Raw genomic sequence first — 25,936 nt, 5'->3', positions numbered from 1 at the left:
TGCAAAGCTGTGACCAGCAGTTTTGCGCTTATTGCTCGCATGTCAACGTCTTGTTAACGCCACTTGACGGGTCCTAACGTCATCGCACTGCCGACTCCGGTGGGAGTTCAAGGGCGAACGTTAGGTATCCACTCATGCTGACCATCCTCGGCTTCGCCATGATCGCGACCTTCCTGGTCCTGATCATGATGAAGAAGATGTCGCCGATCGCGGCGCTCGTACTGATCCCGGCCCTGTTCTGCGTCTTCGTCGGGAAGGGCGCCAAGCTTGGTGACTACGTCATCGAAGGCGTCACCAGCCTCGCCCCCACCGCGGCGATGCTCATGTTCGCGATCGTCTACTTCGGTGTGATGATCGACGTCGGCCTCTTCGACCCGGTCGTGCGCGGCATCCTGAAGTTCGCGAAGGCCGACCCCATGAGGATCGTCGTCGGCACGGCGATCCTCGCCGCGATCGTCTCGCTGGACGGCGACGGCTCGACCACCTTCATGATCACCGTCTCGGCGATGTACCCGCTGTACAAGCGCCTGAAGATGAGCCTGGTCGTGATGACCGGTGTCGCCGCCATGGCCAACGGCGTGATGAACACGCTGCCCTGGGGCGGTCCGACGGCCCGTGCCGCCACCGCGCTGAAGCTCGACGCCAGCGACATCTTCGTCCCCATGATCCCGGCCCTCGCCGTCGGCCTGCTGGGCGTCTTCGTCCTCTCGTACGTCCTCGGCATGCGCGAGCGCAAGCGGCTCGGCGTGCTCACCCTGAACGAGGTCCTGGTCGACGAGAAGGTCGAGGAGACCGAGACCGTGCTGGTCGGCGCCGGCGCCGGCTCCGGTGCCTCCGGGCCGGGCAAGGCCGCGGTGGCCACCGGCGGCTCCGGCACCGGCGCCGAGGACGACGAGGCCGGCGACGCGGAGCGCTTCCAGGTCCTGGACCCCAGCCGCCCCACCCTGCGCCCCAGGCTGTACTGGTTCAACGCGCTGCTCACCGCCACCCTGCTCACCTCCATGATCATGGAGTGGCTGCCGATCCCGGTGCTGTTCCTGCTCGGCGCCGCCCTCGCGCTCACCGTGAACTTCCCGCACATCCCGGACCAGAAGGCCCGCCTCGCCGCCCACGCCGACAACGTCCTCAACGTCTCCGGCATGGTCTTCGCCGCCGCCGTCTTCACCGGCGTCCTCCAGGGCACCGGCATGGTCGACCACATGGCCCGCTGGATGGTGGACGTCATCCCCGAGGGCATGGGCCCGCACATGGCCCTGGTGACCGGCGTCCTGAGCCTCCCGCTCACCTACTTCATGTCCAACGACGGCTTCTACTTCGGTGTCCTGCCGGTCCTCGCCGAGGCGGGCGCGGCGCACGGCGTCTCGCCGCTGGAGATGGCCCGCGCCTCGCTCGTCGGTCAGCCGCTGCACATGTCGAGCCCGCTCGTCCCGGCCGTGTACGTCCTGGTCGGCATGGCCAAGGTGGAGTTCGGCGACCACACCAGGTTCGTCGTCAAGTGGGCCGCGCTCACATGCCTGTTGATCCTCGGGGCAGGAATCCTCTTCGGAATCATCTGATCCGCTTCTTCTCGTCCAGGAGGACAAGACCATGGCGCCCGGTGGGAACCGCGGCTGGCTGCTCCGCCTCGTCATCGCCTTCAGCTTCGCGCAGGGGGCGGTGTCGATGGCACGGCCCGCCGTCTCCTACCGGGCCCTCGCGCTGGGCGCGGACGAGCGCGCGATCGGTGTCATCGCCGGTGTGTACGCGCTGCTGCCCCTCTTCGCCGCCGTACCGCTCGGCCGCCGTACGGACCACGGGCGGTGCGCGCCGCTGCTGCCGGTCGGTGTGGTGCTGATATCCGGCGGCTGCGCCCTCAGCGGCCTCGCGGACTCGCTGTGGGCCATGGCCGTCTGGAGCGGGGTGATGGGACTCGGCCACCTCTGCTTCGTCATCGGCGCCCAGTCCCTCGTCGCCCGGCAGTCCGCCCCGCACGAACAGGACCGCAACTTCGGCCACTTCACCATCGGCGCCTCCCTCGGCCAACTGGTCGGCCCGGTCGCTGCGGGCGCGCTGATCGGCGGCTCCGACATGGCCGGCACGAGTGCGTTCGCACTGCTCGTCTCGGCCGCGGGGGCGGCGGTCGCGTGCACGTCGCTGTGGCGCATCGAGCACCGCGACACGGGGGCCGACTCCCGTACGGGGCACGGTGACCGGGTCCCCGTCGGACGCATCCTGCGGTCCCGGGGCGTGCCCGGGGGCATCTTCGTGAGCCTGTCCGTGCTGTCCGCCACGGACATTCTCACCGCGTACCTTCCGGTGGTCGGCGAGCACCGGGGCATCGCCCCCTCGGTGATCGGCGTGCTGCTGAGCCTGCGCGCGGCGGCCACGATCGCCTGCCGCCTGGTGCTGACCCCGCTGCTGCGGCTGCTGGGGCGGGCGCTGCTCCTGACCGTGACGTGCCTGCTGGCGGCCCTGCTGTGTGCCGGCATCGCGCTGCCCGTCCCGGTGTGGGCGCTGGCCGTCATGCTCGCGGTGCTCGGCTTCTGCCTCGGCGTGGGACAGCCGCTGTCCATGACGACGGTCGTCCAGGCCGCCCCCGAGGGCGCCCGCTCCACCGCCCTCGCCCTGCGGCTGACCGGCAACCGCCTCGGCCAGGTCGCCGCACCGGCCACCGCGGGCCTGGTCGCGGGACTCGTGGGGGTGGCCGCGCCGTTCGTGATGCTCGGAACCCTGCTGCTGCTCTCGGCGGGGGTGGCGCTGCGGTCGCCCGGACGGTCCGAGGGGGCCGGACCGACCGCCGGGAAGCGGCCCGAGCGCCCGGGATTGCGCCGCACGAGCGATATCTGACGGCGCGCCGCACACCGATGCGGCCGACCGTCGCGCGCATGAAGGAGAGTGCTGCCGAAAGAGCGATTTGTATGGAAATCGTCTGAATCGGAGGAGCGCGCATGCCCACCCTGACACTCCCACGTACCTTCCGCGTCCGAGCGGGCGCCACGGTCGTCCTCACCGCCCTCGCCGCGGCCGGCGCGTCATGGGTGGCCGCGCCGACCGCGTCCGCCGCGGGCGAGAACGGCGACATCCGGATCCATCACGTGGGCGTGCCTTTCGGCGTCTCCAAGGATGATCCCCGGGTCTGCAAGTTCTACTTGGACGCCGTCAACTTCGACGTCCTCACGACCATCGCGTACACCATCACGCCCCAGCCGCCGCTGCCCACGGCCGCCACCGTCGCCGGCACCATCCAGCTCGCCGGGGGCGCCGGACACACCGACCCGCTGGGGGTCGCGGACGGGCAGTACAAGCTCACCTGGATCGTCGCGGGCGCCCCGAAGGAGAAGGTCTTCCGCGTCAACTGCCACGACGGCAAGCGCGACGGCGAACGCCGGGCCGGCGACCAGATCGAGGACCAGCAGGGCGGGGGCTGGAACAACAACGAGGGCGGCGGCCCCAAGGGCGGTGTGCACGCGGGCGGCGGCGGTCTCGTCGACACCGCGGCCGCGTTCGCGCCGGTCACCGCCGCGGGGGCCGTCGGCCTGGTGGCGGTCGGCGCTGTCGCGTACTTCCGGCTGAACCGCCGTCGGCCCAATGGCGCCGCGTAGGCGCAGACGCAGGCCCTGGTACCGGACCCGCGCCTACCGCCTCACCAGGACGGCCCTGCTCACGGTCGTCCTGGTGACGGTGGGGGTCCGGTGTACGGGCGACGGCACGCCGACCGCACCGGACGGACCCGGCGGACCGGACGCCGTGGCGGCCGCCGGCCCGGAAGCGGGGGCGGCCGACGAGCCGGCCCCCTCCGCCCGCCCCAAGCCCACCCGCACGCCCCCGCCCCGCCCGCTGTCCCGCTCCCGGCCGACGGCCTTCCGCATCCCGTCCCTGGGCATCGACGCCCCGGTCATGGGCCTCGGGCTCACCAAGGGCCGGGAGTTGGCGACCCCGCCGGTCGACAAGCCGAAACTCGTGGGCTGGTACCGGGGCGGCGCCACACCCGGCGAGTCCGGTACGGCGATCGCCGTCGGCCACCGCGACACCAGGACCGGCCCCGCGGTCTTCGCCGCGCTCGGCCAGGTGAAGCCCGGCAAGCTGATCGAGGCGGTGCGCGCGGACGGCCGTACCGCCGTCTACACCGTGGACCGCGTGAAGATCTTCGACAAGTCGGGCTTCCCCGACAAGGAGGTCTACGGGCCGGCCAGGCGCCCGGAGCTCCGCGTGATCACCTGCGGCGGCCTCTTCAACCGGCGGACCGGCTACAGCAGCAACGTCGTCGTCTTCGCCCACCTCACCCAGACCCGTGAGCCACGGCCGGGGAAGAGCGCGGCCGCGACCAGGAACGAGGGTTCGCCGAAGAACGGGGGTGCGCCGGCCAACGCGGATCCGCTGAAGTCCGAGGCCGTACCAGGGAGCGCGGACCCGCTGCAGTCCGAGGGCGTACCGGGGAGTCAAGGCGCGCCGACCGACTGGGACGTGCCAGGGAGCGAAGGGGTGCCGAGGAGCGAGGCCCCGCTGGGGGCCGGAGCTGTGCCGGGGAGCCGGGCCGCGCCGGTGAGCGGAGGTGCCCCGGTGAGCGAGAGCCCGCCGAGGGCCGCCGAGAGCCGGCCGGGAAGTGACGGGACGTCGGCGACCGGGACCGCGCCGACAGGCGGCGGGGCGCCGATGACCGGGACCCTCCCGGCGAGCGAAGCCGTACCGCGCAGTCAAGGCGTCGCCGGGGGCGCGGCGGTGCGATGAGGGGGCGACGGCCTCCCGGGGCGCTGGACGGGGTGCTGAATCCGGGAGTCCGTTATCTCGCAGGCTGGACCGTAGCGTCCGATCCCGCCCAGTCTCTTCCCCCGGCCGCATGCATTCCGTTAACTTCCGTGACTCACAGCCCCGTACGACCCGCACGGGGCCTCTCGACCGCGGAGCACCAGCGCCTGAACCAGCCCCCGGGGGCACCGTCATGACACGCGCCATATCTCTGCACCACGTGAGCAAGACCTACACCCGGGGCGCCCGGGTGGTGGACCGGCTCTCGCTGGACATCGCGCCCGGCGAGTTCCTCGTCCTGCTCGGCCCCTCCGGCTGCGGGAAATCCACCGTGCTCAGGATGATCGCCGGGCTGGAGGAGATCACCGAGGGCCAGCTCAGGCTCGACGGCGAGTACGCCAACGACCTGCTGCCCGCCGAGCGCCGGATGGCGATGGTGTTCCAGAACTTCGCCCTCTACCCCAACATGACCAGCCGGGGGAACATCGGCTTCCCGCTGCGCATCGAGGCCCCCGACGAGGACCCCCGGGCCCGCGTGGACGCCACCGCCCGGATGCTGGGCATCGAGGACCTCCTCGACCGCTACCCGGGCCAGCTCTCCGGCGGCGAACGCCAGCGCGTGGCGATGGGACGGGCCATCTCCCGCCGCCCCTCCGCCTTCCTCATGGACGAGCCGCTGTCCAACCTCGACGCCAAGCTCCGCAACCACCTGCGCGCCGAAATAGCCGGACTGACCCGCGAGTTGGGCGTCACCACGGTCTACGTCACCCACGACCAGGCCGAGGCGATGTCGCTCGGCGACCGGGTCGCCGTCCTGCGCGGCGGAGTCCTCCAGCAGGTCGGCACCCCGCGCTCGGTGTACGCGCTGCCCCGCAACGTCTTCGTCGCCGCCTTCATCGGCACCCCGCGCATCAACCTCCTGCGCGGACTGGTCCGGGCCCCGCTGGACGGCGCGATGACCATCAGCCTCGGCAAGCAGTACCTGCGGCTGCCCGAACCCCTGTCCCTGGACCACCAGTTGCTCCGCGTCCAGCAGGGCCGCGAGGTGATCGTAGGCCTGCGCTCGGAGGCGATCCGCATCGCCAAGCGGACCTCGGCCCGCCCCGGGGAGATGCCGATCACCGGCCTGGTGGAGCACGTGGAGTTCCAGGGCCACGAGGTGCTCGTCCACTTCAACACCGGCTCCCGCCCCGCCTTCGTGCCCGAACTGGAGGCCCCGCGCCCCGCAGCGCGCCCGCCCCGGCGCCGCCGCCGCGAGGGCACGGTCCTGGACCGTCTGAGAGACCGCGCGGTCTCCCGCCGCGCGGGCCCCGTCGTGGTCCTGGAGGACGCCCCGGAGCCCGCCCCCGAACCCCCCTCCGCCGACCCCCGCCTCCCCGGCGATCTCGTTGTCCGCACGACCCCGGACATCGACCTGCGGCGCGGCATGCAGGTCCCCCTCCTCGTCGACATCTCCCACCTGTTCGTCTTCGACCAGCACGGCGAACGCATCTGCCCGTCCCCGGACCACCTGCCCGACCTGGACGAGTGAGGAAGGGCGACACCGAATCCGCGTCCGCGAGCATGGACGGCCCCATCGAGCAGGACGCCGTCACGGGTCGTGCCCTGCGCTGATGCCGCTGTACCGGTCCGCTGCGCCCGGAAGGAGTGAACCGAGGGCGCGCCGCCCGGCCCGGGCGCGCCCTCCCGTCAGGCAGGTGCGCATGCTCACGTACCTCTCCCGGACCGGGGCCCTCCGCCCCGGCGCCGCCCTGCCGCCGAGAAGGTCGTGGGCGGGTGGACGCCTGGGCCCGTGCGGACTTCTGATGTCCTGGAGGGTCCGGTCCGCTCTGGCGCAAGAAAACTATCGTCGCTAGTTTATGAGCCGGACGACGACACGGCACGGCCCAGCCCGGGAGGACGCACCATGAAGGCGCACGACGGCATGTACATCGACGGCGAGTGGCGCCCGGCCGCCGGCCCGGACGTGATCGAGGTCGTGAACCCGGCCGACGAGCAGGTCATCGCCCGGGTCCCGGCCGGCACCGCCGAGGACGTCGACAGCGCCGTACGGGCCGCCCGTACCGCCCTTCCGGCCTGGGCGGCGACCGCTCCGGCCGAGCGGGCCGCCCGGCTGGCCGCGCTGCGGGACGTCCTCGCCGCCCGCAAGGACGAGATCGCCGAGACGGTCACCGCGGAGCTCGGCTCCCCGCTGAAGTTCTCGCAGAACGTGCATGCCGCCGTCCCTGTCGCGGTGGCCGCCTCCTACGCCGAGCTCGCCGCGACCTACTCCTTCGAGGAGAGGCTCGGCAACTCCACCGTCCACCTGGAGCCGGTCGGCGTGGTCGCCGCGATCACTCCCTGGAACTACCCGCTGCACCAGATCGTCGCCAAGGTGGCCCCGGCCCTCGCCGCGGGCTGCACGGTCGTCCTCAAGCCCGCCGAGGACACCCCGCTGGTCGCCCAGCTCTTCGCCGAGGCCGTCCACGAGGCCGGGGTCCCGGCCGGGGTCTTCAACCTGGTCACCGGCCTCGGCCCGGTCGCCGGGCAGGCCCTCGCCGGGCACCCGGACGTCGACCTGGTCTCCTTCACCGGCTCCACCGCGGTCGGCCGGAGGATCGGCGCCACCGCAGGGGCCGCCCTGAAGAAGGTCGCCCTGGAACTCGGCGGCAAGTCCGCCAACGTCATCCTGCCCAGCGCCGACCTCGCCAAGGCGGTCAACGTCGGCGTCGCCAACGTGATGTCCAACTCCGGCCAGACGTGCAGCGCCTGGACCCGGATGCTGGTGCACCGGGACCAGTACGACGAGGCCGTCGAGCTCGCCGCCACCGCCGCCGCGAAGTACGGCGAGCGCATCGGCCCGGTCGTCAACGCCAAGCAGCAGGCACGGGTGCGGGGTTACATCGAGAAGGGCGTCGCCGAGGGGGCCCGGCTCGTCGCCGGTGGCCCCGAATCCCCGCGCGAGCGGGGCTACTTCGTCGCCCCGACCGTCTTCGCCGACGTGACCCCCGAGATGACCGTCGCCCAGGAGGAGATCTTCGGCCCGGTCCTGTCGATCCTGCGCTACGAGGACGAGGAGGACGCCCTGCGCATCGCCAACGGCACGGTCTACGGCCTCGCGGGTGCCGTCTGGGCGGGCGACGAGCCGGAGGCCGTGGCCTTCGCCCGCCGGATGGACACCGGGCAGGTCGACATCAACGGCGGCCGTTTCAACCCCCTTGCCCCCTTCGGCGGTTACAAGCAGTCGGGCGTCGGCCGCGAGCTCGGCCCGCACGGTCTCGCCGAGTACCTCCAGACCAAGTCCCTCCAGTTCTGAGGAGCCTTCCCGTGGTTCGTGCCGCCGTCCTTCCCGCCGTGGGCGCTCCCCTGGAGGTCACCGACATCGACCTCCCGGACCCCGGCCCCGGTCAGGTCCGGGTCCGTCTCGCCGCCGCCGGGGTCTGCCACTCCGACCTGTCCCTGTCCAACGGCACCATGCGCGTCCCCGTCCCGGCCGTCCTCGGCCACGAGGGCGCGGGCACGGTCGTCGCCGTGGGGGAGGGGGTCACGAGCGTGTCGCCCGGCGCCGAGGTGGTCCTCAACTGGGCTCCGTCCTGCGGCCGTTGTCACGCCTGCTCGCTCGGCGAGGTGTGGCTGTGCGCCAACGCCCTCAACGGCGCCGCCGACGTGTACGCCCGCACCGCCGACGGCACCGACCTCCACCCCGGCCTGAACGTCGCCGCGTTCGCCGAGGAGACGGTCGTCCCCGAGTCCTGTCTGCTGCCCCTGCCCGAGGGCATCCCGCTCACCGACGCCGCCCTGCTGGGCTGCGCGGTCCTCACCGGCTACGGCGCCGTCCACCACTCGGCGCGGGTCCGCGAGGGCGAGACGGTCGCGGTGTACGGCGTCGGGGGAGTGGGCCTGGCCGCACTCCAGGCCGCCCGGATCGCGGGTGCGTCGAAGATCGTCGCGGTCGACGTCTCCCCGGAGAAGGAGGAGCTGGCGCGCGCCGCCGGAGCCACCGACTACGTGATCGCCTCCGACGGCACCGCCCGTGAGATCAGGGGCCTCACCGGCAAGCAGGGCGTCGACGTCGCCGTCGAGTGCGTCGGCCGCGCCTCGACCATCCGCACGGCCTGGGACTCCACCCGCCGCGGCGGCCGTACGACGGTCGTCGGCATCGGCGGCAAGGACCAGCAGGTCACCTTCAACGCCCTGGAGATCTTCCACTGGGGCCGCACCCTCGCGGGCTGCGTCTACGGCGACTCCGACCCCGCCGAGGACCTCCCGGTGCTCGCCGGACACGTCCGGGCCGGCCGCCTCGACCTCGGGATGCTGGTCACCGAGCGGATCGCGCTGGACGGGATCCCCGCGGCCTTCGACAACATGCTGGATGGCAAGGGCGGCAGGGCCCTGGTGGTGTTCTGAGCAAGCGGTGATCGCGCCGCTCTCCGTCACGGTGCCGGCGGGCAGGGCGCGTTCACGCGGGGTCCGACGCCTTCTCGGGCCGCGGTTCCGGTGCCGTCACCGGGGCCGCGGCCGCCCGGGCGCGGGAGCGGGACACCGCCACGCCCGCCAGGCACAGCACCCCTCCCGCGAGCGTGAACAGCCCCGGGACCTCGCCGAGCGCCAGCCATGACATCAGGACGACCAGTGCGGGGACCGCGTAGGTGGTCGCGCCCATGCGGCTGGCGGTCGTACGGGCGAGGGCGTAGGCCCAGGTGGTGAAGGCCAGGGCGGTCGGGAAGACGCCCAGGTAGACCATGTTGAGGGTCGCCGAGGCGGGGGCGTCGGCCGCCTCCGACACCAGTTGACCGGCGAACGGCAGGCAGACGACGGCGCCCACGAAGCAGCCGAACGCCGTCACCTGCAACGGGGTCCCGGAGGCCAGGGCCGGCTTCTGCGCGACGACCCCGGCGGCGTAGGCGATGGCCGCGAGCAGGCACAGGACCACGCCGAGCACCGAGGCGCCGCCGTCGTCCGACATCGACAGGCCCACGGTGACCGCGCCCGCGAAGGACACCGCCATCCCGGCCAGCAGCCGGGGCGGCATCGCGTCGCCGAGCAGACGGGTGCCGAGCAGCGCGATCAGGAGGGGGCCGATGTTCACGACCAGGGCCGCGGTACCCGCGTCCACCTGCTGCTCGCCCCAGTTCAGGACGACCATGTAGAACCCGAACCACAGCACGCCGGAGACCGCGATGCCGCGCCAGGCGGAGCGCGGGGGGAGCCCTTCCCGGCGTATCAGGCAGATCGCGCCCAGGGCGAGGGCACCGGAGAGGAGCCTGCCGAGGGCCAGCGCGCCGGGTGAGTAGGCGGCGCCCGCGCTGCGGATGGAGACGAAGGCGGACGCCCACAGGACGACGGTGACGGTGGCCGCGGCGGCGGCGAGAAGCTCGGTGCGGCGGGGGTTCATCATGCTCCTGAGGTTAGGGAAGGGGGCGTGCGGGGGCTCGCGGATTTCGGACGGGCTGTCGGTGGACCGCTCAGCGCAGCGCTCGGGCGTCGAGGCCCAGGAGATCGGCCCACGCCTGTTCTCCTGTCGCCGTCACCTTCACCGCCCGCTCGGAGCCGATGCGCACGCACCAGCCCGCGTCCAGGGCGTGCCGGCACAGGGCGGCTCCGGCCACGCCCGCCAGGTGCGGTCGGCGTTCCGTCCAGTCGAGGCAGGCACGGGCCAGGGGGCGGCGGCCCGTGCGTTCGAGGGCGATGCCGGCCTCCTCGAACCACCCGAGGCCCGCCTCGGTGAGCGCGAACCCCGTGTCCTGCCGCAGGAATTGACGGGACGTCAGAGCATCCGTCAGGGCGATGCCCAGACGGCCCGCGAAGTGGTCGTAGCAGGTGCGGCCCCGGGCCATCGCCGAACCGGCGCTCGACTCCCGCAGATTCCGCGGGCGTCGGGCCGTGTCCGGGTCCGGGGAGACCTGCGCGGCGAGGTCCTCGACCAGGTGCGCCACCCTCGCGTCGGCGAGGCGCACGTACCGGTGGCGCCCCTGCCGCTCCTCCGCCAGCAGGCCGCCCGCGACCAGGTGGCCGAGGTGCTCGCTCATGGTCGACGCGGCGACCCCCGCGTGGCGGGCGAGCTCGCCCGCGGTCCAGGCCCGGCCGTCCAGGAGGGCCAGCAGGCAGGCGGCCCGGGTCTCGTCGGCGATCAGGGCGGCGAGCCGCGCCAGGTGCGGTGCCTGCGGGTCCTTGGTCATGCCGTCCAGCATGCGGCAGGGACGCTTCGGCGCTCACCGAAACATGGTTACGCGGGCCGCCCGACCTGCTCGTACTGCTGGGCGAGACCGTCCAGCAGGGCCCGGAGCCCGGTCTCGAACGCCCGCTCGTCGATCTTCTCCTGCTGCTCGGCGAGCAGGTGCGCCTGGCCGAGATGGGGATAGTCCGCGGGGTCGTACGCGCTCTTGTCGTCGACGAAGCCGCCCGCGAAGGAGCCGAGCGCCGAGCCCATGATGAAGTACCGCATCAGCGCGCCGATGGACGTGGCCTGCGCGGGCGGCCAGCCCGCGTCGACCATCGCGCCGTAGACGGCGTCGGCGAGGCGCAGTCCGGCCGGGCGGCGGCCGGGGCCTTGGGCCAGTACCGGGACGATGTTGGGGTGGTCGCGCAGGGCGGTGCGGTAGGAGACGGCCCAGTCGTGCAGGGCCGTCCGCCAGGCCCGGCCGTCCTCGAACATCGACAGGTCGACCTGGGCGCTCACCGAGTCGGCGACCGCCTCCAGGATCTCGTCCTTGGTCCGGAAGTGGTTGTAGAGGGACGGCCCGCTGACCCCGAGCTCCGCCGCCAGCCGGCGGGTGGACAGTGCCGCGAGGCCCTCCGCGTCCACGAGCGCGCGTGCCGTCTCGACGATCCGGTCGGTGCTGAGGAGGGGCTTGCGCGGTCGGGCCATGGCGCACATAGTAGGGCTGCGAACAAGAAACTAGCAGTGCTAATTTAAAGGTGTCCTTCTCTCAAGTGAGGTGATCTCGTGGTCGACCTGGGGCTCAGCGAGGAGCAGAGCGCCGTCCGGCGGCTCGCGCGGGACTTCGTGACCCGGGAGATCGCGCCCCACGTCGTCGACTGGGACCGCGCCGAGGAGGTCGACCGGTCCATCGTCAAGAAGCTCGGCGAGGTCGGCTTCCTGGGGCTGACGATCGACGAGGAGTACGGCGGCTCGGGCGGCGACCACCTGGCGTACTGCCTGGTCACCGAGGAGCTGGGACGGGGTGACTCGTCCGTGCGCGGGATCGTGTCCGTCTCCCTGGGGCTGGTCGCCAAGACGGTCGCCGCGTGGGGGAGCGAGGAGCAGAAGCGCCGCTGGCTCCCCGGGCTCACCTCCGGCGCCCACGTCGGCTGCTTCGGCCTCACCGAGCCCGGCACCGGCTCCGACGCGGGCAACCTCGTCACGCGTGCGGTGCGGGACGGCGACGACTACGTCATCGACGGCACCAAGATGTTCATCACCAACGGCACGTGGGCCGACGTGGTGCTGCTGTTCGCCCGGTCCACGGACGCGCCCGGCCACAAGGGCGTCTCCGCCTTCCTTGTGCCGACGGACACCCCCGGACTCACCCGCCGCACCATCCACGGCAAGCTCGGGCTGCGCGGCCAGGCCACCGCCGAGCTGGTCCTTGAGGGGGTGCGGGTGCCCGCCTCCGCGATGCTCGGCGAGGAGGGCAAGGGGTTCTCCGTCGCCATGTCCGCGCTGGCCAAGGGGCGGATGGCGGTGGCGGCGGGCTGTGTCGGCATCGCGCAGGCCGCGCTGGACGCGGCCGTCCGGTACGCCGGTGAGCGTGAGCAGTTCGGCAAGCCGATCGCGGGGCACCAGCTCGTCCAGGAGCTGATCAGCGACATCGCCGTCGACGTGGACGCGGCCCGGCTGCTGACCTGGCGGGTGGCCGACCTGATCGACCGCGGCGAGCCCTTCGCCGTCGAGTCCTCCAAGGCCAAGCTCTTCGCCTCGGAGGCGGCGGTGCGTGCCGCGAACAACGCGCTTCAGGTGTTCGGCGGTTACGGCTACATCGACGAGTACCCGGCGGGCAAACTGCTGCGCGACGCCCGCGTGATGACCCTCTACGAGGGCACGAGCCAGATCCAGAAGCTGGTGATCGGGCGGGCGTTGACGGGGGTCTCGGCGTTCTGAGTACCGTCTGAGTACCTGAGCGGATGTGGCCCGTGCCACGCGTGGCCGAGACTCTGGCCATGAGTGACACACCGGTCAAGCAGCAGAACACGGCCGCCTTCTACGGCCAGGCCGTCGCCTCCTTCGCCGTGGCCATGGCCGCGACGGCCGTCGGCATCTTCCGTCTCAACGCCGACGCCTGGGTGCGGGGCTTCCTCGCCATCGCCGTCCTGTACCTGGTCACCTCCGCCTTCACGCTCGCCAAGGTCATCCGCGACCGCCAGGAGGCGGGCCAGATCGTCAGCCGGGTCGACCAGGCCCGCCTGGAGAAGCTCCTCGCCGAACACGACCCGTTCGAGAAGCTGTGACGCACGCGCGGCCGATGGCTTGAACGTCACCGCCTGGAGGGGACTAGGACGGAGCCGGCCGCCACAGGCACCTCCACGCCTGCGGCGAACAGGTCCGTCCGATGGGGCCCGGCCGTGCCCCTCGCTTCCGGCTCCCCGGGGGCCTGCATGGTTGGACGGCCGCTCAGGTCCACAGGGCGTGATCCTGCCTGTGCGGGGGCTGGCGTGTCGGCGGTGCCCACGACCTTCGGCCCTGCCGCAGGCGCCTCCGCGTCTGCGGTGAACGTGTCTGGCCGATGGGGCCCGGCCGTGCCCCTCGCTTCCGGCTCCCCGGGGCCCGCTTGGTCGGACGGCCGCTCCGGCCCGGGGGGCCGTGATCCTGTTCGTACGGGGGCCGGCGCGTCGGCGGTGCCCACGACCTTCGGCCCTGCCGCAGGCGCCTCCGCGTCTGCGGTGAGCGTGTCCGTCCGAGGACCCCGGCCGCGCCAGTTGTTCACCGTTCCCGGCTCCTGGGCCGCCTGGTCCCACGGCCGCTTAGGTCCACGGGGTCGTGATCCTGTCCGTACGGGGGGCGGGCGCGTCGCAGTGCCCCACCCCCCGGTGCCCCGGCCCAGGCCGCGCTGGTTGCCCGCAGTACGCGGCTCCCCGGAGCCGGTCTCACCGCTCAGGCCCGCACGGTGCCCCGGGGGCGGTTGCCCGCGGTCCCTCCCCCTGGAGGAGCCCCCACTTCGGCCCACCCCCGGCGTCCCTCTGAGCGGGGATGCTAAGCGCTCGCTCAGGTTCGGCGGTATGGTGGGGGTTCTGACAGTGGAGAGGGGCGTGCGATGAGTACGGCGGAGGAGACGGCCGGCGGCGAGATGTCGGCGTGGGGCGAGGTCACGCCCGACGCGGCGCGGCGGCTGCTCGTCGCCGCGGTGGAGGCGTTCGCCGAGCGCGGCTACCACGCCACCACGACCCGTGACATCGCGGGCCGGGCCGGGATGAGCCCCGCCGCGCTCTACATCCACTACAAGACCAAGGAAGAGCTGCTGCACCGCATCAGCCGGATCGGCCACGCGAAGGCGCTGGAGATCCTCCGGGTCGCGGCCCGCGGCGACGGCACCGCGACCGAGCGGCTCGCGGACGCGGTCAGCTCCTTCGTGCGCTGGCACGCCGGCGGCCGTACCACCGCCCGGGTCGTCCAGTACGAACTGGACTCCCTCGGCCCCGACGCCCGCGCCGAGATCCTCGACCTGCGCCGGCAGTGCGACGCGGAGGTGCGCGGGATCATCGAGGACGGCGTGGCCTCCGGCGAGTTCGACGTGCTCGACGTGAAGGGCACCACCCTCGCCGTCATGTCGCTCTGCATCGACGTGGCCCGCTGGTTCAACGTCGACGGCCCCTGGACGCCCGACGAGGTCGGCGCGCTCGACGCCGACCTCGTGCTGCGCATGGTGGGCGTGTCCAAGTGACCGCCTACAGGTAGTACCGGGACACCGACTCCGCGACGCACACCGGCTTGTCGCCGCCCTCGCGCTCCACGCTGAAGGCGACGGCGACCTGCACGCCGCCCGCCACGTCGTCGACGCCGGTGATCCGCGCGGTGGCGCGCAGACGGGAGCCCACGGGCACCGGCGCGGGGAACCGCACCTTGTTCGTCCCGTAGTTGACGCCCATCTTCACGCCCTCGACCTTGATGAGCTGCGGCCCGAACAGCGGCAGCAGGGACAGGGTGAGATAGCCGTGCGCGATGGTCGTGCCGAAAGGACCCTGCGCGGCCTTCTCCGGGTCGACGTGGATCCACTGGTGGTCACCCGTGGCGTCCGCGAACAGGTCGATGCGCTTCTGGTCGACCTCCAGCCAGTCGGTGTACCCGAGCTGCTCGCCGACCGCCGCCTTCAGGTCGTCGGCGCCGTTGAAGATCCTCGGCTCTGCCATGTCCCGGCCTCCTCGCCACATGATGTCTAAGCGACTGCTTAGCATGGTCGGCCGGGAAGCCCCTGTCAACGGACCGCGAGGGTGACGGCATGGGTAGGGTTCGAGGGGTGCCCCAGATTCCCGAGAAGATCCACGAACTCACGGTCGGCCAGCTCGCCGCCCGCAGCGGCGCCGCCGTCTCCGCCCTGCACTTCTACGAGTCCAAGGGCCTGATCAGCAGCCGCCGCACCACGGGCAACCAGCGCCGCTACTCCCGTGACGCGCTGCGGCGGGTCGCGTTCGTCCGGGCCGCCCAACGCGTCGGCATCCCCCTGGCCACGATCCGCGACGCCCTCTCCCAACTCCCCGAGGAGCGCACCCCCACCCGCGAGGACTGGGCCCGCCTCTCCGAGGCCTGGCGCTCCGAACTCGACGAGCGGATCAAGCAGTTGAACCGCCTCCGTGACCACCTCACCGACTGCATCGGCTGCGGCTGCCTCTCCCTCGACACCTGTGTCCTGTCCAACCCGGACGACGTCTTCGGCGACCGGCTGACCGGGTCGCGGCTGCTGGTGGAGCGGAGCGGCGGCGCGCAGCAGAGCGCCCGCCGGACTCCGCAACGGCAGGAGCCGGCGGACGAGTGCCGCTGAGCCGCGGGGCCGGTGCGGCAGCCGCTCGGCCGGCCGCCGGGCGGTACCAAAAACCACCGGCACCGCCGCCGCGTTCCTGGTAGCGTCGCGATCTTCGGCCGGCGGCGACACCGCGTCCGGAGTCCTGACGGGATCAACTCCCATGACATCAAAGGCCTTTGACGCGGCCCTGGCCGACATCGACACCGTCTTCAACGGCTTCGCCAGCCCCGGCGAGTCGGCCTGCGGACTCTGCCACCTCCCCGAGGAGGCCGCGTACCTGCGCACGCCGTACGTCCGGGTGCCGGCGGACGTGCTGCGGATGTACACCTTCGAGGTCTCCGACCACTTCGACGACCAGGCGGCCGCGATGCGCCGACTGCTCCCGCAGGGTGCGCGCGCTGGTCGCGGGGGAGATGGAACCGCTCGGCCTAGGGTTCCACGGGCTCGCGGTGGTCGACTGGCGCGCCTGGCCCGCCGAGCAGTCCGCCGCCGTGGAGGCGTTCGTGCTCGCCTGGTGGGAGGACGTCCTCACGGCGCCGCAACCGCCGTACTGGATCGTCGAGATCTTCGAGCTGTGCGCCTCCGTGCTGCGCTCGGTCACCCCGCTGCTGGACCGCTGGCACGCGAGCCCGGTCGCCGACGCGCACCTCGCGCGCTGCGTCGACTGGTGGCTGGAGAAACTGCTCGTCGACGACTCGCCGTTCGGCTGGTTCCGGTACGGCGAGGAGGCCGCCGTGCCCCGACTGCGGGCCTGGCTCTCCCGGCACGCCCCCGACCGGCTCCGCGCCCAGGGCGAACCCCACCTGGCGATCCGCGCCGAACTCCTCGGCCTGCCCTACGGCGAGCGCTGGGCGCATCCGTACTGGGCCAGCGCCTCGGCCACCAACTGAGCGTTGGACAGGGCCCGTCGGCCGTCCGGCAGGAGCAGCGTGTCCTCCAGGCCCATCCGGGTCGCGAGTCCCAGCCGACCGGCCAGCCGCAACAGCGGCCAGGCGCCGGCGTCCTCGCCGTGCAGCAGCACGGGGCGACCGTGGGCCCCGCCGAGCTCGGCGAGCAGTGTGCGCGCGTTGGCCTCGGGCGCGTCGGTGTCCGTCACCTCAGCGAGGACGCGCAGCACCTTCGGGCCGAGCGGGGAGCGCGCGAACCGCCCGGCCGCGTCCGTGCCCGACCAGATGCCCGCCTCCACGCCGACGCCCAGGTCGATCAGCGCGGCGGCCGTCTCCTCCGCGCCGGGCTCGTGCCAGTTCACCGAGGCGTGGTCGGGCAGCGCGGTCCAGCTCCGGACGCGGGCGACCCGGGCCACCGGGTCGGGTTCCGCCCAGGCGCCGGTCGTCACACCGACCGGGACCGACACCCGCGCACGGATCGCCTCCAGCGTCGCCGCGACCACCCGCGGCGACAGACTGTCCCGACCGCACGGAGTCTTGGGGTGGACATGGATGTCCGTGGCGCCCGCCGCGACGGCCTCGGCCGCCGACCGCGCCATGGACTCGGGCGTGAGCGGCACCGCCGCCCCGTCCGCGGCCCCACGCGGGCCGTTGAGACACACCTGCACCATTTCTCGATGGTGCCAGGCGGCACCGACAGTCCGAGCCTGTGCAACCTGTTCAACAGGGGGTGCGGCATCCCCGGCGCACCCCCGGCGCGCCCACACGCTCTAGGCCGACATCAGCAACCGTCCGCGCCTGGCGTCCGCCAGGGCCTCGGGTGTGAGCACGGGCCGCGGCACCAGGATTCCGCAGTCCGCGCAGACCGGGCCGGTCGAGGGTTCATGGTCCAGTTCGTACCTCCAGACGAGCCGGTCCCCGTCGCACACCGGGCACACCGCGCCCGGCTCGCGCTCCAGCGCGGAGATCAGCCTGCGCAACACCTCGGCCAGCGAGTCATCGGGGTGCACCCTGGGGTCGTCGCACCACGCGACTCCGAACCCGCCCCAGGTCAGCCGGTGCCAGTCGTCCACACTGCCCGGCCTGCGCAACCCGTCGTGCTTCTCCTTCTTGCGTCGCTCGGCGAACTCGACCTCGTAGGCGAGCCAGACCGAACGCGCCTCCTCCAACTCCTCCAGTGCGGCCACGAGCCGCGCCGGATCGGGGGAGCGGTCCTCGGGACCGAATCCCGCCCGGGAGCACAAGTGGTCCCAGGTCGCCCTGTGCCCGTAAGGGGCGAACCGCTCAAGGCACTTGCGCAGCGAGTAGCGCCGAAGCGCCAGATCGCACCGCGGATCCCGCACCTGTCTCGCCAGACTCCGGAAACCGGCCATCGCCCTGCACCTCCGTCACACCTGCACCTGTACTTCGGTCACTTCGGCGTCACCGCACGGCCTTCGCACGGCGTTGCCGAATAGACGTATCGACAGACGATTTGGCTCCATCCGATTTCCGATGCCCCCCATAAGCTCGAGAACCCCTGCCAAAACTTGACGCATGTTCATCTTCAATCCCGGGGATACCGGCGGTAACGTCCGGCCACACCCCCGTCGGTTGGAGCTGCCATGCCACGGCGCACCTCACGCACCGCACTCGACAGACTGAGAACTCCCAACAGACTCACCGGGTTCCTGAAGTCCGCATCCGTATGCGTCCTGATTGCCGGTCTTTTGTCCCCGCTTGCCCAGACGGCGTCCGCCGCCGAGGCCGCGGCCCCGAACGACTACTGCGGCGGCCAGTGTTCCGACATCCTGCCGCCCGGTCAGAACGGCAACGCGACCCTCGCGCAGATCCTCCTCAACCAGGCCTTCGGCACCCAGCCCGACCACGCCGAGGACCAGCTCGGCCCCTACGCCAACCTGGCCAAGGGGTACCCCACGCTCACCAGTTCCACCATCAACACCTTCTTCAACGACGCGTCCTTCGGGGTCCCGTCCGATCAGGTCGCCTCCACCCTGAGCCCCGCCGGCCGCACCGACGTGAAGATCGTCCGTGACAAGAAGACGGGCGTCCCGCACATCACCGGTACCACCAGATACGGCACCGAGTTCGGCGCGGGCTATGCGGCCGCACAGGACCGGCTGTGGCTGATGGACGTCTTCCGGCACGTGGGGCGCGGCCAACTGACCACCTTCGCGGGCGGTGCCCCCTCCAACCAGGGCCTGGAGCAGCAGTTCTGGCGCAACGCGCCCTACAGCGAGGCCGACCTCCAGGCGCAGATCGACAACGCGGTCGCCTCCAACGGCGCCCGCGGCCAGCAGGCACTCGCCGACGCCAACGCCTATCTCGCCGGCATCAACGCCTACATCGACGCCTCCGACAGCGGCCGCTACTTCCCCGGCGAGTACGTCCTGACCGGCCACAAGGACTCGATCACCAACGCCGGCACCATCGACCACTTCAAGGTCACCGACCTGGTCGCGCTGGCCTCCGTCATCGGCGCCCTGTTCGGCTCCGGGGGCGGCGGCGAGGTCAACAACGCGATCTCGCTGATGGCCGCCCAGGAGCGGTACGGCGTCACTAAGGGCACCGAGGTCTGGGAGTCCTTCCGCGAGCGCAACGACCCCGAGGCCGTCCTCACCGTCCACAACGGCGAGAGCTTCCCGTACGCCGGCAAGCCCGCGAACCCGCAGGGCGGGGCGCTGCCCGACGCCGGCTCGGTGACCACTGAGCCGCTGGTCCACGACGCCTCCGGCACCGGCGCCGACCAGAGCGCGAGCGCCGCCTCCGCCACGGCCACCGCGAACGCGCTCACCTCGGCCAGGCGCGGGATGTCCAACGCCCTCGTGGTCAGCGGGAAGTACACCGCCAGCGGTCACCCCGTCGCCGTCTTCGGACCGCAGACCGGCTACTTCGCGCCGCAGCTCCTCATGCTCCAGGAGATCCAGGGCCCGGGCCTGAGCGCCCGCGGCGCCTCCTTCGCGGGCCTGAGCATGTATGTCGAACTCGGCCGCGGCCAGGACTACTCGTGGTCCGCCACGACCTCGGGCCAGGACATCATCGACACCTACGCCGTCGAACTGTGCCAGGACGACTACCACTACCTGTACCACGGCACCTGCACGGCCATGGAGAAGATCGAGCAGAAGAACTCCTGGACCCCGACCACGGCCGACGGCACCGCCGCGGGGTCGTACACGATGCGGGTCTGGCGCACGAAGTACGGTCCCGTCGAGTACCGGGCGACGGTCGGCGGCAAGAAGGTCGCCTACACCACCCTGCGCTCCTCCTACCTGCACGAGGCCGACTCGATCATCGGCTTCCAGATGCTGAACGACCCCGACTACGTCAAGAGCCCGGGGACCTTCCAGAGCGCGGTGCAGCACATCAACTACACCTTCAACTGGTTCTACGCCGACGCCACGCACACCGCGTACTACAACAGCGGGGACAACCCGGTGCGCGCGTCCGGCGTCGACGCGGAGTTCCCGGTGTGGGCGCAGTCGGCGTACGAGTGGCGGAACTGGAACCCGGCGACCAACACCGCCGACTACACGCCGGCCTCCGCGCACCCCAACTCCGTCGACCAGGACTACTACATCTCCTGGAACAACAAGCAGGCCAAGGACTACACGACCGCACCCTGGGGCGACGGCTCGGTGCACCGCGGCAACCTGCTGGAGGACCGGGTCAAGCAGTTGGTCGCCGCGGGCGGGGTCACCCGGGTCTCGCTGGTGAAGGCCATGGCCGACGCGTCCCTCGCCGACCTGCGCGCGGAGGACGTCCTCCCGGACCTGCTCAAGGTGATCAACAGCTCGACGGTCACCGACGCCACGGCCGCCGCCGCGGTGAGCAAGCTCCAGACATGGCTGACGGCCGGCGGCAAGCGCACCGAGACGTCGGCGGGTTCGAAGAAGTACGCCGACACCGACGCGATCCGCATCCTGGACGCGTGGTGGCCGCTGCTGGCCAAGGGCATCTTCGAACCGGGCCTCGGCACCTCCCTGTACACCGCCATGCAGGCCAACCTGCCCGTCGACGAGTCCCCGTCCGCCGCGCACGGCCCCACCGGCGCCCACGCGGGCAGCTCCTTCCAGTACGGCTGGTGGAGCTACGTCGACAAGGACGTCCGCGCGGTGCTCGGCGAGAGCGTGCAGGGCCCGCTGGCGGACAGGTACTGCGGCGGCGGCAGCCTCGGCGCCTGCCGGGACGTCCTCATCAGCACCCTGAAGACGGCGGCCGGCAAGACCGCGGCCCAGGTCTACCCCGGCGACGACCTGTGCTCGGCGGGCGACCAGTGGTGCGCCGACTCGATCGTGCAGCGCACCCTGGGCGGCATCAAGCACCACAACATCAGTTGGCAGAACCGCCCGACCTACCAGCAGGTGGTGGAGTTCACCTCGCACCGGTAGGAGTACCCGTAGAAGTACCGGCAGAAGTCCGGGCAGCCGTACGGCGGTTGGCGGCGGGTCAGTGGATACGGCCCGCCGCCGGCACCAGGCGGGCCAGCTCACGGTGGCAGATGTCGCTGTGGGCGCCCGCGGGTGGCCCGCCGCGTCTGACGACGGCCGCCGCGTCGACGTTCACACAGCCCTCCGCGGGCAGCCCCGGCTGCTGGTCCAGCAGCCGGGCCACCTGGTCGATCACGGTGGCCCGTCCGGGAAGGTCTTCGGCAGCGTGTGCCGGGCGTCCTTGTCGACCATCGGACGCGGCGACATCTCGGCGGCCACCGCCCGCGGGAAGTCCGGGATCGGCCCGTCCGAGAACCGCATCGACGGCTGTACGACCCCCACGCACCCCAGCAGAGCCGGGTTGTGTCCGGGTCCCCGTCCGCGTCGAACGTCAGCTCCCAGTACGGCGTCACACTCATCGTCGGATCAGCCATCACCGACCCCCTCGTCCCCGGATGGTGCGCATCGTCCTGCTACGGGGCGAAGTTGGCCATACTTCCCGCCTCATCCGTAGAGGAGGTAGTTCCTTCGCATCCGCCGGAAGGCGCTCAGCTCCTCCCGCCAGCCCGCCACGACCTCGTCGGTGCTCGCGCCGGCGTCGATCATCGTGCGCACCCGGGTGGACCCGGTGAGCTTGTCGATCCAGTTGTCGGGGCGCCAGGCGAACCCGGACCAGGTCCGCCTGGCGGTCACGAGCAGGCCGATGCCGGTGCGGACGGGGTCGTACGCCGGCCGGTCGTGGACGTGGATCTGCACCCCGCCGATCGTCTTCCCCTGGAACTTGGAGAAGGTGGGCGTGAAGTAGGCCTCCCTGAAGTGCACGCCCGGCAGGCCGAGTTCGTTGGCGGCGGCGGCCCAGCGGCCGTCCAGGCCCTCCGCGCCGAGCAGTTCGAAGGGGCGGGTGGTACCGCGGCCCTCCGAGAGGTTCGTGCCCTCGAAGAGACAGGTGCCGGAGTACACGAGGGCGGTGTCGGGGGTCGGCATGTTCGGGCTCGGCGGGACCCAGGGCAGGTCCCAGTCGTCGTAGAACTCCGAGCGCCGCCAGCCCGTCATCAGGACCGTCTCCAGGGGGACGGGCGTGGTGAGGAACTCGCCGTTGAAGAGCCGGGCCAGCTCGGCGACGGTCATGCCGTGCGCCTGGGAGATGGGCTGCCGGCCCACGAAGGTCGCGAACTCCCGGTGCAGGACCGGGCCCTGGGCCGCGCGGCCGGTGACCGGGTTGGGGCGGTCCAGGACGACGAAGCGCTTGCCGGCGAGCTGGGCCGCCTCCATGCAGTCGTACAAGGTCCAGATGTAGGTGTAGAAGCGGGCGCCGACGTCCTGGATGTCGAAGACGACCGTGTCCACGGCGGAGGCGGTGAAGACGTCGGCGAGGGCCTGGCCGCTCTTCAGGTAAGTGTCGTAGACGGGGAGCCCGGTCGCGGGGTCGTCGTAGCGGCCCTCGGAGCCGCCCGCCTGGGCGGTGCCCCGGAAGCCGTGTTCGGGACCGAAGACGGCCCCCAGGTTCACTCGTTCGTCGGCGTGCATCACGTCGACGATGTGCTGGACGTTCCGGGTGACGCCGGTGGGGTTGGTGACGATGCCGATGCGCCGGCCCCGGAGTTGTTCGTAGCCGGATGCGGCGAGGTTCTCGAAGCCGGTTCGTCTGCGGGGCCTGGCCGCCGAGGCCGGCGTGGCTGAGGTGAACGGGGCTGCTGCCGTGGTCGCTGCGAGGAGGGCTCGTCTGGATAGGCGCATGTTGTGCACGTTATGCGCTCCCGCGGGTTGTGGGGAGGGTGCGGGTTGTCCTTGGCTGGTCGCGCAGTTCCCCGCGCCCCTGAAGGGGCGCACCTGGCACCCTTCCTTCCGACATACCGACCGGTTAGTCTGGCCGGGCAGTCGAGCCGGAGTCGAAGGAGACCGATGGTGGAAGCCCTGCAAGGTGCCGGAGTGGTCGTGACCGGGGCGGGAGGTGGCATCGGGGCCGCGCTCGCGCGGCGGTTCGCCGCGGAAGGGGCCCGGGTCGTCGTCAACGACCTCGATGCCGGGCGGGCCAAGGCGGTGGCCGAGGAGATCGGCGGGATCGCCGTCGACGGGGACGCCTCCGCCGTGATCTCCGAGGCGCGTGACGCCCTGGACGGCACGGTCGACGTCTACTGCGCCAACGCCGGGGTCGCCTTCGGGGGCGGGAACGCCGACGAGCCGCTCGACGAGACCGGCTGGGCCACCTCCTGGGACGTCAACGTCATGGCCCATGTCCGGGCCGCCCACGCGCTGCTTCCGGCGTGGCTGGAGCGGGGGAGCGGGCGGTTCGTGTCGACCGTCTCCGCCGCCGGACTGCTCACCATGATCGGGGCCGCGCCCTACGCCGTCACCAAGCACGGGGCGTACGCCTTCGCCGAGTACCTGTCGCTGACGTACCGGCACCGGGGGATCAAGGTGCACGCCATCTGTCCGCAGGGCGTGCGGACCGACATGCTCGCCGCCACCGGGACCGCCGGGGACCTGGTGCTCAAGCCGACCGCCGTCGAGCCGGAGGACGTCGCCGAGGCGCTCTTCCGGGGGATGGCGGAGGACCGGTTCCTGATCCTGCCGCACCCCGAGGTCGCCGAGTACTACCAGGTGCGGGCCGCCGAGCCCGACCGCTGGCTGTCCGGCATGAACCACCTCCAGCGCAAGTGGGAAGAGGTCCGATGAGCGAGTCCCGTTACGCCGCCAAGCCCTGGCTCGCCCTGCTCAGCGAGGCCCAGCGCGGCCCGGTCGAGCCCGACGACTCCCTGGTGCACTCCCTGCGGCGAGCCGTCGCCGAGGCACCGGAGCGGCCCTTCCTCGCCTACTTCGACGGACGGCTCAGCTACCGCGAGGTCGACGAGCTGAGCGACTCCGTCGCCGGGCATCTCGCCGCCCGCGGTCTGGAGCGCGGGGACCGGGTGGCGATCCTGCTCCAGAACTCGCCGCTGTTCGTGCTCGCGCTGCTCGGCGCCTGGAAGGCGGGCGCGGTCGTCGTGCCCGTCAACCCCATGTACAAGTCGGGGGAGGTCGGCCACGTCCTGCGGGACGGCGAGGTGGCCGCGCTGATCTGCTCCGACCGGGCCTGGGAGTCGTACCTGCGCGAGACGGCGGCCGGCTCGCCGGTGCGGATCGTGCTGACCGGGTGCGAGCTGGACTTCCAGACCCGCGGGGACGCGCGCGTGCTCACCTTCGAGCGGCTGCCGCAGGCCGAGGACGCCGACGACCTGGTCGCGGTCGCGCGAGCCGGGCACAAGGCGCCCGAGGGACGGGACGTCACGCCCTGCGACATCGCGCTGATCAGCTACACCTCCGGCACCAGCGGCACCCCCAAGGGCGCCACCAACACCCACGGCAACATCATGTACAACGCCGAGCGGCAGCGGACCGGGCTCGGGCTGCCCGAGGGGCCCGTGTACTACGCCCTGGCGCCGCTCTTCCACATCACCGGCATGGTCTGCCAGCTCGGGGCGTGCCTGAACAGCGTGGGCACGCTCGTGCTGACGTACCGCTTCGAGGCGGGCGTGGTCCTGGAGGCCTTCGCCGAGCACCGGCCGCACTACACGGTCGGCCCGTCGACGGCCTTCATGGCGCTGGCCGCCCACCCGGACGTCACTCCCGGGCACTTCTCGTCCTTCGTCAACATCTCCTCGGGCGGGGCCCCGCTGCCGCCCGCCCTGGTGGAGAAGTTCCGGGCCGGTTTCGGGCCGTACATCCGCAACGGCTACGGGCTGACCGAGTGCTCCGCGCCCTGCGCGTCCGTGCCGCCGGAGCGGGAGGCGCCCGTCGACCCGGTGTCCGGGACGCTCGCGGTGGGCGTGCCGGGGCCCGACACGGTCGTACGGATCGTCGACGACAGCGGTGCCGAGGTGCCCTTCGGCGAGCAGGGCGAGATCGTCGTGCGCGGACCGCAGGTGGTGCCCGGGTACTGGCGGCGGCCGGAGGCGACCGCCGAGACCTTCCCGGACGGCGAACTGCGGACGGGCGACATCGGGTTCATGGACGCCGAGGGCTGGCTGTACGTCGTCGACCGCAAGAAGGACATGATCAACGCGTCCGGCTTCAAGGTGTGGCCGCGCGAGGTCGAGGACGTGCTGTACACGCACCCGGCGGTGCGCGAGGCGGCCGTCGTCGGGGTGCCCGACGGGTACCGCGGGGAGACCGTCAAGGCGTACATCAGCCTCCGTCCGGGTGTCGAAACCGACCCCGATGCGCTCGCCGCGTACTGCAAGGAGAGACTGGCGGCCTACAAGTACCCGCGACAGGTGGAGATCCTGCCCGAGCTGCCGAAGACGGCCAGTGGCAAGATCCTCCGTCGGGAACTCCGTTCCCGACCGCACGACGGCGAATGACCTCTCGGAAGGCAGGTGGCGGCACAGTGCCCAGGACGACGGACGGAGACGGTACGCCCGTCCCGCAGCGGCTGCTGGCCGCCGCCACCCGGCTCTTCGCCGAGCAGGGCTACGACCGCACCTCCGTGCAGGAGATCGTCGAGGCGGCCGGCGTCACCAAGGGGGCGCTGTACCACTACTTCGGCTCCAAGGACGACCTCCTGCACGAGGTGTACGCGCGCGTGCTGCGGGTCCAGCAGGAACGCCTGGACGCGCTCGCGAACGCCGACGAGCCGATCGAGAAGCGACTGCGGGCCGCCGCCGCGGACGTCGTGGTCACCACGATCGAGAACCTCGACGACGCGTCGATCTTCTTCCGCTCGATGCACCACCTGAGCCCGGAGAAGAACAAGCAGGTCCGCGCCGAGCGCCGCAAGTACCACGAGCGCTTCCGCGCGCTCATCGAAGAGGGCCAGGAAGCGGGCGTCTTCTCGACGGCGACCCCGGCCGACCTCGTCGTGGACTACCACTTCGGCTCGGTCCACCACCTGTCGACCTGGTACCGCCCCGACGGCCCGATGGGCCCGCAGGAGGTCGCCGACCACCTGGCCGACCTCCTCCTGCGGTCCCTGCGGCCGTAA

At 72.0% G+C, this 25,936-nt stretch carries 23 protein-coding genes and 2 pseudogenes; 16 read left to right on the top strand and 9 right to left on the bottom strand.

Going from position 1 to position 25,936, the window contains the following annotated elements:
- Window positions 1–134 precede the first annotated feature (134 nt).
- The 7 genes and pseudogenes from ACZ66S_RS25275 to ACZ66S_RS25245 all read left to right on the top strand — a co-directional run bounded on the left by ACZ66S_RS25275 (window position 135) and on the right by ACZ66S_RS25245 (window position 9,111).
- Entirely contained in the window at window positions 135–1,556 is a 1,422-nt protein-coding gene (locus tag ACZ66S_RS25275) for a CitMHS family transporter (protein ID WP_469903780.1), read from the top strand.
- Between the two features lie 31 nt (window positions 1,557–1,587).
- On the top strand, window positions 1,588–2,826 hold the full coding sequence (locus ACZ66S_RS25270) for an MFS transporter (protein WP_469903779.1): 1,239 nt from the start codon (window positions 1,588–1,590) through the stop codon (window positions 2,824–2,826).
- Between the two features lie 101 nt (window positions 2,827–2,927).
- Window positions 2,928–3,581 carry a hypothetical protein gene (locus tag ACZ66S_RS25265; protein WP_469903778.1) on the top strand — a complete coding sequence of 218 codons (654 nt, stop codon included), beginning with the start codon at window positions 2,928–2,930 and terminating at the stop codon, window positions 3,579–3,581.
- A pseudogene (locus ACZ66S_RS25260) lies at window positions 3,568–4,275 on the top strand (class F sortase); the annotation flags it as partial. The gene ACZ66S_RS25265 and the pseudogene ACZ66S_RS25260, both read left to right, overlap by 14 nt.
- A gap of 643 nt (window positions 4,276–4,918) precedes the next feature.
- On the top strand, window positions 4,919–6,256 hold the full coding sequence (locus ACZ66S_RS25255) for an ABC transporter ATP-binding protein (RefSeq protein WP_469903777.1): 1,338 nt from the start codon (window positions 4,919–4,921) through the stop codon (window positions 6,254–6,256).
- A gap of 375 nt (window positions 6,257–6,631) precedes the next feature.
- On the top strand, window positions 6,632–8,020 hold the full coding sequence (locus tag ACZ66S_RS25250; protein ID WP_469903776.1) for an aldehyde dehydrogenase family protein: 1,389 nt from the start codon (window positions 6,632–6,634) through the stop codon (window positions 8,018–8,020).
- 11 nt (window positions 8,021–8,031) lie between these two features.
- Window positions 8,032–9,111 (top strand): Zn-dependent alcohol dehydrogenase, encoded by a 1,080-nt coding sequence (locus ACZ66S_RS25245; protein ID WP_469903775.1) that lies wholly within the window; start codon window positions 8,032–8,034, stop codon window positions 9,109–9,111.
- Between the two features lie 52 nt (window positions 9,112–9,163).
- Here ACZ66S_RS25245 and ACZ66S_RS25240 read toward each other — a convergent pair whose 3' ends face one another.
- The 3 genes from ACZ66S_RS25240 to ACZ66S_RS25230 all read right to left on the bottom strand — a co-directional run bounded on the left by ACZ66S_RS25240 (window position 9,164) and on the right by ACZ66S_RS25230 (window position 11,572).
- Entirely contained in the window at window positions 9,164–10,099 is a 936-nt protein-coding gene (locus tag ACZ66S_RS25240; protein ID WP_469903898.1) for a DMT family transporter, read from the bottom strand.
- Between the two features lie 70 nt (window positions 10,100–10,169).
- Window positions 10,170–10,895: an ArsR/SmtB family transcription factor gene (locus ACZ66S_RS25235; RefSeq protein WP_469903774.1), complete on the bottom strand. Its 726-nt coding sequence runs from the start codon at window positions 10,893–10,895 to the stop codon at window positions 10,170–10,172.
- A gap of 35 nt (window positions 10,896–10,930) precedes the next feature.
- Window positions 10,931–11,572, bottom strand: a complete 642-nt coding sequence (locus ACZ66S_RS25230; protein WP_469903773.1) for a TetR/AcrR family transcriptional regulator — start codon at window positions 11,570–11,572, stop codon at window positions 10,931–10,933.
- A 78-nt stretch (window positions 11,573–11,650) separates the two neighbouring features.
- On the opposite strand from ACZ66S_RS25230, the gene ACZ66S_RS25225 reads away from it, so the two are divergent.
- The 3 genes from ACZ66S_RS25225 (at window position 11,651) to ACZ66S_RS25215 (ending at window position 14,582) form a co-directional block, all read left to right on the top strand.
- The gene (locus ACZ66S_RS25225) at window positions 11,651–12,805 is read left to right on the top strand and encodes an acyl-CoA dehydrogenase family protein (protein WP_469903772.1); all 1,155 of its coding nucleotides are present in this window, start codon (window positions 11,651–11,653) and stop codon (window positions 12,803–12,805) included.
- Between the two features lie 59 nt (window positions 12,806–12,864).
- A complete protein-coding gene (locus ACZ66S_RS25220; protein WP_020117785.1) occupies window positions 12,865–13,152 on the top strand; it encodes a YiaA/YiaB family inner membrane protein in 288 nt (95 codons plus the stop codon).
- 803 nt (window positions 13,153–13,955) lie between these two features.
- A complete protein-coding gene (locus tag ACZ66S_RS25215) occupies window positions 13,956–14,582 on the top strand; it encodes a TetR/AcrR family transcriptional regulator (RefSeq protein WP_469903771.1) in 627 nt (208 codons plus the stop codon).
- Window positions 14,583–14,586: 4 nt separating this feature from the next.
- Here the strand turns inward: ACZ66S_RS25215 and ACZ66S_RS25210 are convergent, their stop codons facing one another.
- Window positions 14,587–15,048, bottom strand: a complete 462-nt coding sequence (locus ACZ66S_RS25210; protein ID WP_469903770.1) for a MaoC family dehydratase — start codon at window positions 15,046–15,048, stop codon at window positions 14,587–14,589.
- A 107-nt stretch (window positions 15,049–15,155) separates the two neighbouring features.
- On the opposite strand from ACZ66S_RS25210, the gene soxR reads away from it, so the two are divergent.
- On the top strand, window positions 15,156–15,677 hold the full coding sequence (gene soxR, locus ACZ66S_RS25205) for a redox-sensitive transcriptional activator SoxR (RefSeq protein WP_469903769.1): 522 nt from the start codon (window positions 15,156–15,158) through the stop codon (window positions 15,675–15,677).
- 395 nt (window positions 15,678–16,072) lie between these two features.
- Window positions 16,073–16,549 (top strand): hypothetical protein, encoded by a 477-nt coding sequence (locus ACZ66S_RS25200; protein WP_469903768.1) that lies wholly within the window; start codon window positions 16,073–16,075, stop codon window positions 16,547–16,549.
- Here the strand turns inward: ACZ66S_RS25200 and ACZ66S_RS25195 are convergent.
- On the bottom strand, window positions 16,495–17,217 hold the full coding sequence (locus ACZ66S_RS25195; protein ID WP_469903767.1) for a 3-keto-5-aminohexanoate cleavage protein: 723 nt from the start codon (window positions 17,215–17,217) through the stop codon (window positions 16,495–16,497). The two genes, ACZ66S_RS25200 and ACZ66S_RS25195, sit on opposite strands and share 55 nt — an antisense overlap.
- A gap of 99 nt (window positions 17,218–17,316) precedes the next feature.
- Window positions 17,317–17,919 carry a hypothetical protein gene (locus ACZ66S_RS25190; protein ID WP_469903766.1) on the bottom strand — a complete coding sequence of 201 codons (603 nt, stop codon included), beginning with the start codon at window positions 17,917–17,919 and terminating at the stop codon, window positions 17,317–17,319.
- Window positions 17,920–18,150: 231 nt separating this feature from the next.
- Here ACZ66S_RS25190 and ACZ66S_RS25185 point away from each other — a divergent pair, with 231 nt between their 5' ends.
- The gene (locus tag ACZ66S_RS25185; RefSeq protein ID WP_469903765.1) at window positions 18,151–20,937 is read left to right on the top strand and encodes a penicillin acylase family protein; all 2,787 of its coding nucleotides are present in this window, start codon (window positions 18,151–18,153) and stop codon (window positions 20,935–20,937) included.
- A gap of 58 nt (window positions 20,938–20,995) precedes the next feature.
- On the opposite strand, the pseudogene ACZ66S_RS25180 reads toward ACZ66S_RS25185, so the two are convergent.
- From ACZ66S_RS25180 to ACZ66S_RS25170, 3 genes and pseudogenes are all read right to left on the bottom strand, one after another.
- Window positions 20,996–21,130, bottom strand: a pseudogene (locus ACZ66S_RS25180) (serine-threonine protein kinase); the annotation flags it as partial.
- Between the two features lie 38 nt (window positions 21,131–21,168).
- The gene (locus ACZ66S_RS25175) at window positions 21,169–21,318 is read right to left on the bottom strand and encodes a hypothetical protein (RefSeq protein ID WP_469903764.1); all 150 of its coding nucleotides are present in this window, start codon (window positions 21,316–21,318) and stop codon (window positions 21,169–21,171) included.
- A 162-nt stretch (window positions 21,319–21,480) separates the two neighbouring features.
- The gene (locus tag ACZ66S_RS25170; protein ID WP_469903763.1) at window positions 21,481–22,713 is read right to left on the bottom strand and encodes an exo-beta-N-acetylmuramidase NamZ family protein; all 1,233 of its coding nucleotides are present in this window, start codon (window positions 22,711–22,713) and stop codon (window positions 21,481–21,483) included.
- Window positions 22,714–22,878: 165 nt separating this feature from the next.
- On the opposite strand from ACZ66S_RS25170, the gene ACZ66S_RS25165 reads away from it, so the two are divergent.
- The 3 genes from ACZ66S_RS25165 to ACZ66S_RS25155 are packed head-to-tail and all read left to right on the top strand — an operon-like array spanning window position 22,879 to window position 25,936.
- Window positions 22,879–23,652, top strand: coding sequence for an SDR family oxidoreductase (locus tag ACZ66S_RS25165; protein ID WP_469903762.1), 774 nt, complete (start codon window positions 22,879–22,881; stop codon window positions 23,650–23,652).
- Window positions 23,649–25,316: a class I adenylate-forming enzyme family protein gene (locus tag ACZ66S_RS25160; protein WP_469903761.1), complete on the top strand. Its 1,668-nt coding sequence runs from the start codon at window positions 23,649–23,651 to the stop codon at window positions 25,314–25,316. The genes ACZ66S_RS25165 and ACZ66S_RS25160 overlap by 4 nt, the downstream gene beginning before the upstream one ends.
- Before the next feature lie 26 nt (window positions 25,317–25,342).
- The gene (locus ACZ66S_RS25155) at window positions 25,343–25,936 is read left to right on the top strand and encodes a TetR/AcrR family transcriptional regulator (RefSeq protein WP_469903760.1); all 594 of its coding nucleotides are present in this window, start codon (window positions 25,343–25,345) and stop codon (window positions 25,934–25,936) included.

The organism is Streptomyces sp. NPDC107471 (assembly GCF_055582845.1).
Note: the sequence above shows the minus strand (reverse complement) of the source record. Positions and strands in the feature narration are given on the sequence as shown.

Excerpts from the sequence above, each read along its gene's own strand:
- ACZ66S_RS25275 (WP_469903780.1), top strand. The coding sequence starts at position 135 with ATGCTGACCATCCTCGGCTTCGCCATGATCGCGACCTTCCTGGTCCTG.
- ACZ66S_RS25270 (WP_469903779.1), top strand. The coding sequence starts at position 1,588 with ATGGCGCCCGGTGGGAACCGCGGCTGGCTGCTCCGCCTCGTCATCGCC.
- ACZ66S_RS25265 (WP_469903778.1), top strand. The coding sequence starts at position 2,928 with ATGCCCACCCTGACACTCCCACGTACCTTCCGCGTCCGAGCGGGCGCC.
- ACZ66S_RS25255 (WP_469903777.1), top strand. The coding sequence starts at position 4,919 with ATGACACGCGCCATATCTCTGCACCACGTGAGCAAGACCTACACCCGG.
- ACZ66S_RS25250 (WP_469903776.1), top strand. The coding sequence starts at position 6,632 with ATGAAGGCGCACGACGGCATGTACATCGACGGCGAGTGGCGCCCGGCC.
- ACZ66S_RS25240 (WP_469903898.1), bottom strand. The coding sequence starts at position 10,099 with ATGAACCCCCGCCGCACCGAGCTTCTCGCCGCCGCCGCGGCCACCGTC.
- ACZ66S_RS25235 (WP_469903774.1), bottom strand. The coding sequence starts at position 10,895 with ATGCTGGACGGCATGACCAAGGACCCGCAGGCACCGCACCTGGCGCGG.
- ACZ66S_RS25230 (WP_469903773.1), bottom strand. The coding sequence starts at position 11,572 with ATGGCCCGACCGCGCAAGCCCCTCCTCAGCACCGACCGGATCGTCGAG.
- ACZ66S_RS25220 (WP_020117785.1), top strand. The coding sequence starts at position 12,865 with ATGAGTGACACACCGGTCAAGCAGCAGAACACGGCCGCCTTCTACGGC.
- ACZ66S_RS25215 (WP_469903771.1), top strand. The coding sequence starts at position 13,956 with ATGAGTACGGCGGAGGAGACGGCCGGCGGCGAGATGTCGGCGTGGGGC.
- ACZ66S_RS25210 (WP_469903770.1), bottom strand. The coding sequence starts at position 15,048 with ATGGCAGAGCCGAGGATCTTCAACGGCGCCGACGACCTGAAGGCGGCG.
- ACZ66S_RS25200 (WP_469903768.1), top strand. The coding sequence starts at position 16,073 with ATGGAACCGCTCGGCCTAGGGTTCCACGGGCTCGCGGTGGTCGACTGG.
- ACZ66S_RS25195 (WP_469903767.1), bottom strand. The coding sequence starts at position 17,217 with ATGGTGCAGGTGTGTCTCAACGGCCCGCGTGGGGCCGCGGACGGGGCG.
- ACZ66S_RS25190 (WP_469903766.1), bottom strand. The coding sequence starts at position 17,919 with ATGGCCGGTTTCCGGAGTCTGGCGAGACAGGTGCGGGATCCGCGGTGC.
- ACZ66S_RS25185 (WP_469903765.1), top strand. The coding sequence starts at position 18,151 with ATGCCACGGCGCACCTCACGCACCGCACTCGACAGACTGAGAACTCCC.
- ACZ66S_RS25170 (WP_469903763.1), bottom strand. The coding sequence starts at position 22,713 with ATGCGCCTATCCAGACGAGCCCTCCTCGCAGCGACCACGGCAGCAGCC.
- ACZ66S_RS25165 (WP_469903762.1), top strand. The coding sequence starts at position 22,879 with ATGGTGGAAGCCCTGCAAGGTGCCGGAGTGGTCGTGACCGGGGCGGGA.
- ACZ66S_RS25160 (WP_469903761.1), top strand. The coding sequence starts at position 23,649 with ATGAGCGAGTCCCGTTACGCCGCCAAGCCCTGGCTCGCCCTGCTCAGC.